Raw genomic sequence first — 6,676 nt, forward strand, 5'->3', positions numbered from 1 at the left:
TATTTCTCTATGAACGAAAAGGATTACCTTTCTTTCCTTGCACAAACTAAAGGGGCTACGACTAAGGAGAAGTTGGCCAATTTTGCCGAAGTATCCCTTGTTCTAGCGAACGGACAGCTGTATGATCACAAGGGGAAGATACAGACCGTTACAGGACAGATAGACCCTACCACAGGATCTATCCAAATCCGTGCGACCTTCCCTAACCCTGATCGCTTGCTTACCAACGGAAATAGTGGTACGATCCTTATCCCTCAGACCTTTGATAAGTCCTTAGTGATTCCTGAAGTAGCAGTGTTCGAACAGCAAGGAAAGATATTTGCCTACAAGGTAGAAGATAATACCATCAAGCAAACCGTGGTAACCCTCAAGAACCGTGCCGATAACTTGGCAGTGGTGGAGACAGGCCTCAAGGCAGGTGATGTAATTATCGTACAAGGACTCAATGGGGTGCGTACGGGTGATAAGGTAACCCCTCAACCTGTTTCTATGGATAGTATTGTGAAAGCTATTCAACCCATTTTCTAATGAGCCAATTAGCCAATAATCCAATGAGAAAATTCTTGAAACGAATGGGATATGTCTTTGTGATAATCATAGTATTAGTCGCTTTAGGCTCTTGTGCGATCTTGAATATGTCTGATTTTGGAAAACTACCCGCTGGGGAGCGCCTCGCTCGTATAGAGCAGTCGCCCAACTATAGGGATGGTCACTTCCAAAACCTATCCGAGACACCCGATCTCACCCCAACAGGGTCTCAGTTTTCGCTCTTTTATAATTACTTTTTCCCCAATGTGGAGGACTTAACCCCTGCGAACCCCCTGCCAGTGGTACAAACGAAGCTCGATACGCTGCCAGACAATACTTGGGTATGGCTCGGACACTCCTCCTACCTAATGCACATAGAAGGGAAGAAGCTCCTTATAGACCCTGTGTTTCACTCAGCTTCGCCTTTTTCATTCATGGTAAAACCTTTTGACTATGAATATACCTATAGTGAAAAGGATATGCCGCAAAGGATTGACCTCTTGGTGCTCACCCATGACCATTGGGATCACTTGGACTACAAGACCATGAAGGCACTCAAGGACAGCGTACAACAGGTGGTATGCCCCCTCGGGGTAGGTTCCCACTTAGAATATTGGGGTTTTGCTCCGGAGAAGATTACCGAACTGGACTGGCAGGACATCACTCGGGTAGAGGAGATGACCCTTACTTGCCTTCCTGCACGCCATTTCTCAGGCAGAGGGCTTAGGCGTGCCAAAACTCTTTGGGCGTCCTATATGTTACAGGTAGGAGGAAGGACGATTTTCATAGGGGGCGACAGTGGTTATGATACGCACTTTGCCCAGATAGGCAAGCAATTCCCCTCTATTGACTTAGCACTGGTGGAAAATGGACAATATAGTGAGAATTGGCGCTATATACATACCTTACCTAAATACTTGCCTCAGGTAATGCAGGACTTAGGGGCTAAAACGTATTTTGCGGGGCATAATAGTAAGTTCAAGCTCGCACAGCACCCATGGTATGAACCCTTGGAAACGGTTGCCAAAATAGCTCAAGAGCATCGCGAATATCATATCATTACCCCGAAAATAGGAGAAGTGGTGTATTTGGACAAAGAACAAACTTTTACCCATTGGTGGAGAGAGAGTCATTAGCTGTGTTAGATTGGTAATTAATCATTAATTATTATTGGTATTAATCATTATTATGGATTCTTATAAAACTATTTTTGAAAACAATCGTCAGTGGGTCGAGAAGAAGACGGAAGAAGATAAGGATTTTTTTAAGAAACTTGTCAAGGAACAAAACCCTGACTTTCTCTATATTGGTTGTTCGGATAGTCGTGTAACTGCCGAGGAACTGATGGGATTAGGCCCTGGCGATGTCTTTGTTCATCGCAATATTGCCAATGTAGTCAATACTCTTGATATGAGTTCTACAGCGGTGATACAATACGCTGTGGAGCACCTGCAAGTAAAGCATATCATCGTATGTGGGCATTATGATTGCGGAGGGGTAAAAGCCGCCATGCAAGCCAAGGACTTGGGACTACTCAACCCTTGGCTTAGAACCATACGCGATGTGTATCGTCTACATCAGGATGAGCTCGATAGCATCACCTCTCCTAAGGAACGTTACGACCGTTTGGTAGAGCTCAATGTGGAAGAACAGTGTATCAATGTAGCCAAAATGGCCTGCGTACAGGAAGGATACCTCTATCATCAGTATCCTATTGTCCACGGATGGGTGTTTGATATCCGTTCAGGACGCCTGATAGACTTGGAAATAGACTTCGTAGAACTGATGAAGCGTATCCAAAGGGTATATGATCTCACCGGAGAAGACTGGAATTATAAGTAGGAGTCTTGAATTTTCAGTTTTGAATTTTGAGTTATTATGAAGTTTCTTTTATTTTTTACATTGTTTTCACTGCCCCTAATGGCTCAAGAGGATAAAACTCAAAAGGGAGGCATAAAGGATATAGGGAGAATTCCTAACGAGCCCCCTCTTTGTATTATCGATGGGAAGAAATTGAGTAGATGGAGCTTGAAGACTAAAAAGCTACAACCCGATGAGATAGCAGAAATCTTGCTGTTTTTTAGAGAAGAGGCTAAAAATATCTTTGGTAATAGCGCAAAATATGGAGCGTTATATATCATCACTAAAGACGCCCTTAGCAAGGCTGAAGCTCTTATAGATATTCCTGCTGAGAGAAAGCTCAACAGAAGAGAGCGGCATTATAGAGAAATTGGAGAATTCTATCAAACGTATCGCCTTATAGTGGTTTCAGGGAAAGTTACAGACAAAGAAGGGAATCCTCTGGCTAATATCAAAGTGCGTAACAACGATAGGGGGACTCGAACCTTCACCGATAGCATAGGCAATTACACTATCAATGCCCACCGCTGGAATGCGATACAAGCTGAAAATATAGAGGATTGTTATCTCGTCGTAAAAGAAGCAAGAGAACAAAGCTATAACTTTGTACAACACCCTCCTATTGAAAGCAGCAGCGACCCAAGAGCCTCTACACTTTCTGTATTTGGGTCGCCTTGCGACAAGTTGTTTGTTCTCGACGGAGTGCCTATGAAAAATAAAAAGAGTTTTCTTACTAAAATAAGAAATAAAAAGATAGAGAAAATAATAGAGTTGGACACACAACAAGCTCCCATATATGGCTCTCTTGGAGCCTATGGTGTAATCATTGTAAACACTAAAAAATAAAAGTTATGAACAAACTTGCTATATTTTTATTCTTTTTTACGCTCTCGGCTATGGCGCAAATTACTATAACAGGCAAAGTTACCGATTATCAAGGAAAGCCTCTTGCCAATATTACTGTAAATACAGACGTGATAACTTATACCAATCAAGGGCATTACGCAGCTAATGAGGTAAAAACTGATGCCAATGGTATGTATAAGATACAAGCAAAACAGTGGGATACAATCTATTTTGACAATATGGGCTGTTATATTGTGTTTAAAGACACACCTCACCAAGTATATAACCATACTATGGACAGACTCTATAGGAATAGTAATATTCATATTGAGTATGCTTATGGTTGTGGAATCCTTTTTATACGTAATGATAAGATAGTTGAAGAAAAAGATAGAGAAGCATTCAAAAAAGAACTCCGAAGCGGACAGTTTTACAAGTATTCTGTAATGGAGAAGCAAGAGTTATTTGAGCAATATGGCTATCTTAGTCAATATGGATTAGTGGCTTATACCAAGGATTACTATAACCAACATAAAAAGAATAAGAGTAAAAAGAAATAAAATATTTTTGATATGACCCGACTTACTATATTTCTATTCTTTTTTACGCTTTCCACTATGGCGCAAATTACCATATCAGGAAGGGTTTTTGATGAGAAAAAGAAACCTTATGTTGATTTTCCGGTTACCAATGGAAGAGATACGGTGCGAACCGATAGTGAGGGCAGGTATAAAATAGAAGCCAAACTATGGGATGTCATTTATTTTTATAGATTGGATCGAAAGTTTCGCTCTTATGAAATCGCCACACCTCACTATGTACTGACGGAAACACCTCATCAAAGTTATGATGCATTTGTACATTCTATTGATTTTTTTAAGTGTGATAGAGGTAGGAAAAAACCAGATATGCTTTTTGTGCTCGATGGAGTGCCTATAGAGAAAAAAGATAAGGAATCCTTTAAAGAAAGACTCAGAAACGGAGAGTTTTTTCAGTATTCACTAAAGAAAAACGCTTTCTTTTCGAGCAGAATTAGCAACTATTACGATTATATTCTATATGTTTATACCAAAGATTACTATAATGAGCATATCAAAGATAAAGAGAAAAAGGAATAAATACATTTTTCTACGTATCGTTGAACTTTGATTTCTGTGCTGTTTTGTATTTTCTACGGTATGTAGATTTCTGAAAAAAGATACTTTTCGTTAAATAAACGTATCGTTGAACATTGAAAAAAACAAAAATTTCCATAAGCTATGACTCGACTTACTATATTTTTATTCTTTTTTACGCTTTCCACTATGGCACAACAGGTGCAAGATACGCTGGGAAAGGTAAAAACACCTCAAGAGGATTCTAATATAAATCCTACTTTAAGGTGTGTTATAGGTGGAAGCCCACAGCCAGTGTTCTTTTTGGATGGGAAAATAGTTGGTAATGCAGGAAATATAGATACAATAAAATCGTTTGATCCAGAAAATGTAGCTGCTTTGATAGTTTTTACATCAAAAAATGCAGTAAATCTCTTTGGAAAACAAGCAGTAGGTGGGGCGATATATATAGTAACAAAACAGACATATAAGAAAGTGCAGGAAGTACAGCATAAGAAGTTAGGAAAACTGACCCGAGAAGGATACAAATACTACCGAATAGCACAAATATTGGAAAAATTCAAATTTCCTATAATGATAACAGGTAGGGTTACTGATGATGAAGGTAATCCTATCGCTGGCTGTAAAATAGAAAACAGAGAAAGAGACACTGAGGTATATACTGATAGCTTGGGAAGATATGAGATAAAAGCTCGCCGATGGGATGCTATACTAAGTGAATGCGTAGGGCAGTGCCGTGTTGTTGTAACCGATAGCACAGAACAAACGATGGATTTTGTACGTCCTCCTCTTAAAAAACCTTCTATCAACTATATAACTGCAGGTCTGGTGACAGTAGGAGGTTCGCCTTGTGATAAGCTTTTTGTCCTTAATGGTAAGCCGATGAAGGATAAAAAGCAATTTCTCAGAAGGATAAAAGACAGTAAGGAGATAAAAGCCCGTGAGATAGCACAGCAAGAGGCTATGGCGCTTTATGGAACTCAAGGTCGTTTTGGTATCGTAGCGGTCAGAGATGAGAAAGGGCGAAAACAAGATAAAATCTATACAAGAAAATTCAAAAGAAAAATGCGAAAAACACAACAACTATGACCCGACTTACTATATTTCTATTCTTTTTTACGCTTTCTACTATGGCACAACAAGTACAAGATACGCTTGGAAAGATAAAAACACCTGAAGAGGCGACTAATACAGAGATTATTATTGGGCGCCCGAAAAATGCTCTAAAACATTATCCATTGTTTATTGTTGATGGGAAAAGATATAAAACAAAAAAACCTGAAAAAGATATAAAGATAGCTACTGAGGATATAGAGAATATGGTTGTTTTCCTTCCTACAGAGTCTAAAAAACGCTTTGGTAGGTATGCCAAATATGGAGCCATCTATGTTATCTCTAAGAAAGAATGGCAAAAAGCAATAGAAATATTTGGCAAGAAAGACAAACGAGGACTTAAAATAATAAAACGACGATATAAAGAAATCTGGGAAGTGTACCAATTTAACTTAGCTAAACTATCTAAATTGTCTGACCCTTCCAATCAGTTTGACCCAACCGAAGAACATAACTCGTCAGAGAAGACTAAAAACTAACAACTATGACCCGACTTACTATATTTTTATTCTTTTTTACGCTTTCCACTATGGCGCAAATCACCGTATCAGGAAGAGTTTTTGATGACGAAAATAAACCTTTCCCTAAGGTAATAGTCTCCAATGGTAGAGAAAAGGTATATACCGATGCCCAAGGAAAATATACTATACAAGCAAAACTATTTGATATATTAGAATTCTCTGTTGAAAGCGAATATAAAGGGTATAAAATGAATAAACAATATTACTTTGTAATCAAGAATATACCGCATCAAAAGTATAAAGTACAATTAGATTCTGATGTAATTTATAAATATTTTGTGGATCCTTATACAGTATCTTTTAGTTTTTACCTAGATGATTCAAAAATTGAAAAATCGAATGAAGAAGCATTCAAGGAGCGTGTGCGCAATGGAGAGTTTTATACCTATGAGATACGCACTTGGGATGAGATGCCTAAGGAAATAGAACAGATTTCTATGTATAATGTGTTTGTTTACACCCAAGATTACTATAACCAACATATCAAAAACAAACAAAAATAATTAATATTATAAAACCTTATCGCTTATTATCTATTACTTATTACCTAAATTAAGATTATGAACAGAATCATTTATAAAGGTTTCGCAGTGGCTTTTGTAGCCCTTACCCTTACCGCTTGTGCAGGTCGCAAAACTTACGAGCGTCCCAATGTCGTAAATGAAAAACTTTTCCGTACGGACAATATCCCTA

9 protein-coding genes are annotated in these 6,676 nt (G+C 38.5%); all 9 read left to right on the top strand.

The annotated features are described in order from the left end of the window. Nucleotides 1-528 (top strand): efflux RND transporter periplasmic adaptor subunit (locus Q0625_RS12210; protein ID WP_298827763.1); only part of this gene is annotated, 528 nt, incomplete at its 5' end. Nucleotides 529-551: 23 nt separating this feature from the next. Then, entirely contained in the window at nt 552-1,664 is a 1,113-nt protein-coding gene (locus tag Q0625_RS12215) for an MBL fold metallo-hydrolase (protein ID WP_298827765.1), read from the top strand. 52 nt (nt 1,665-1,716) lie between these two features. After that, nucleotides 1,717-2,370: a carbonic anhydrase gene (locus tag Q0625_RS12220; RefSeq protein ID WP_298827768.1), complete on the top strand. Its 654-nt coding sequence runs from the start codon at nt 1,717-1,719 to the stop codon at nt 2,368-2,370. A 36-nt stretch (nt 2,371-2,406) separates the two neighbouring features. Beyond that, the gene (locus Q0625_RS12225) at nt 2,407-3,234 is read left to right on the top strand and encodes a carboxypeptidase regulatory-like domain-containing protein (RefSeq protein WP_298827770.1); all 828 of its coding nucleotides are present in this window, start codon (nt 2,407-2,409) and stop codon (nt 3,232-3,234) included. Nucleotides 3,235-3,239: 5 nt separating this feature from the next. Next, complete coding sequence (locus tag Q0625_RS12230) at nt 3,240-3,794, top strand: Ig-like domain-containing protein (protein ID WP_298827772.1); 555 nt, start codon at nt 3,240-3,242, stop codon at nt 3,792-3,794. Between the two features lie 12 nt (nt 3,795-3,806). Beyond that, on the top strand, nt 3,807-4,352 hold the full coding sequence (locus tag Q0625_RS12235) for a carboxypeptidase regulatory-like domain-containing protein (protein ID WP_298827775.1): 546 nt from the start codon (nt 3,807-3,809) through the stop codon (nt 4,350-4,352). Nucleotides 4,353-4,493: 141 nt separating this feature from the next. Further along, nucleotides 4,494-5,438, top strand: a complete 945-nt coding sequence (locus Q0625_RS12240) for a hypothetical protein (RefSeq protein WP_298827777.1) — start codon at nt 4,494-4,496, stop codon at nt 5,436-5,438. Beyond that, complete coding sequence (locus Q0625_RS12245) at nt 5,435-5,941, top strand: hypothetical protein (protein WP_298827779.1); 507 nt, start codon at nt 5,435-5,437, stop codon at nt 5,939-5,941. The genes Q0625_RS12240 and Q0625_RS12245 overlap by 4 nt, the downstream gene beginning before the upstream one ends. A gap of 5 nt (nt 5,942-5,946) precedes the next feature. Further along, a complete protein-coding gene (locus Q0625_RS12250; RefSeq protein ID WP_298827781.1) occupies nt 5,947-6,486 on the top strand; it encodes a carboxypeptidase-like regulatory domain-containing protein in 540 nt (179 codons plus the stop codon). Nucleotides 6,487-6,676: the final 190 nt, after the last annotated feature.

Source organism: uncultured Capnocytophaga sp. (assembly GCF_938029845.1).
In the GTDB taxonomy this organism is placed as follows: domain Bacteria; phylum Bacteroidota; class Bacteroidia; order Flavobacteriales; family Flavobacteriaceae; genus Capnocytophaga.

Bases quoted from the DNA above. Each gene is read 5' to 3' on its own strand.
- Q0625_RS12215 (WP_298827765.1), top strand. From the start codon at position 552: ATGAGAAAATTCTTGAAACGAATGGGATATGTCTTTGTGATAATCATA.
- Q0625_RS12220 (WP_298827768.1), top strand. From the start codon at position 1,717: ATGGATTCTTATAAAACTATTTTTGAAAACAATCGTCAGTGGGTCGAG.
- Q0625_RS12225 (WP_298827770.1), top strand. From the start codon at position 2,407: ATGAAGTTTCTTTTATTTTTTACATTGTTTTCACTGCCCCTAATGGCT.
- Q0625_RS12230 (WP_298827772.1), top strand. From the start codon at position 3,240: ATGAACAAACTTGCTATATTTTTATTCTTTTTTACGCTCTCGGCTATG.
- Q0625_RS12235 (WP_298827775.1), top strand. From the start codon at position 3,807: ATGACCCGACTTACTATATTTCTATTCTTTTTTACGCTTTCCACTATG.
- Q0625_RS12240 (WP_298827777.1), top strand. From the start codon at position 4,494: ATGACTCGACTTACTATATTTTTATTCTTTTTTACGCTTTCCACTATG.
- Q0625_RS12245 (WP_298827779.1), top strand. From the start codon at position 5,435: ATGACCCGACTTACTATATTTCTATTCTTTTTTACGCTTTCTACTATG.
- Q0625_RS12250 (WP_298827781.1), top strand. From the start codon at position 5,947: ATGACCCGACTTACTATATTTTTATTCTTTTTTACGCTTTCCACTATG.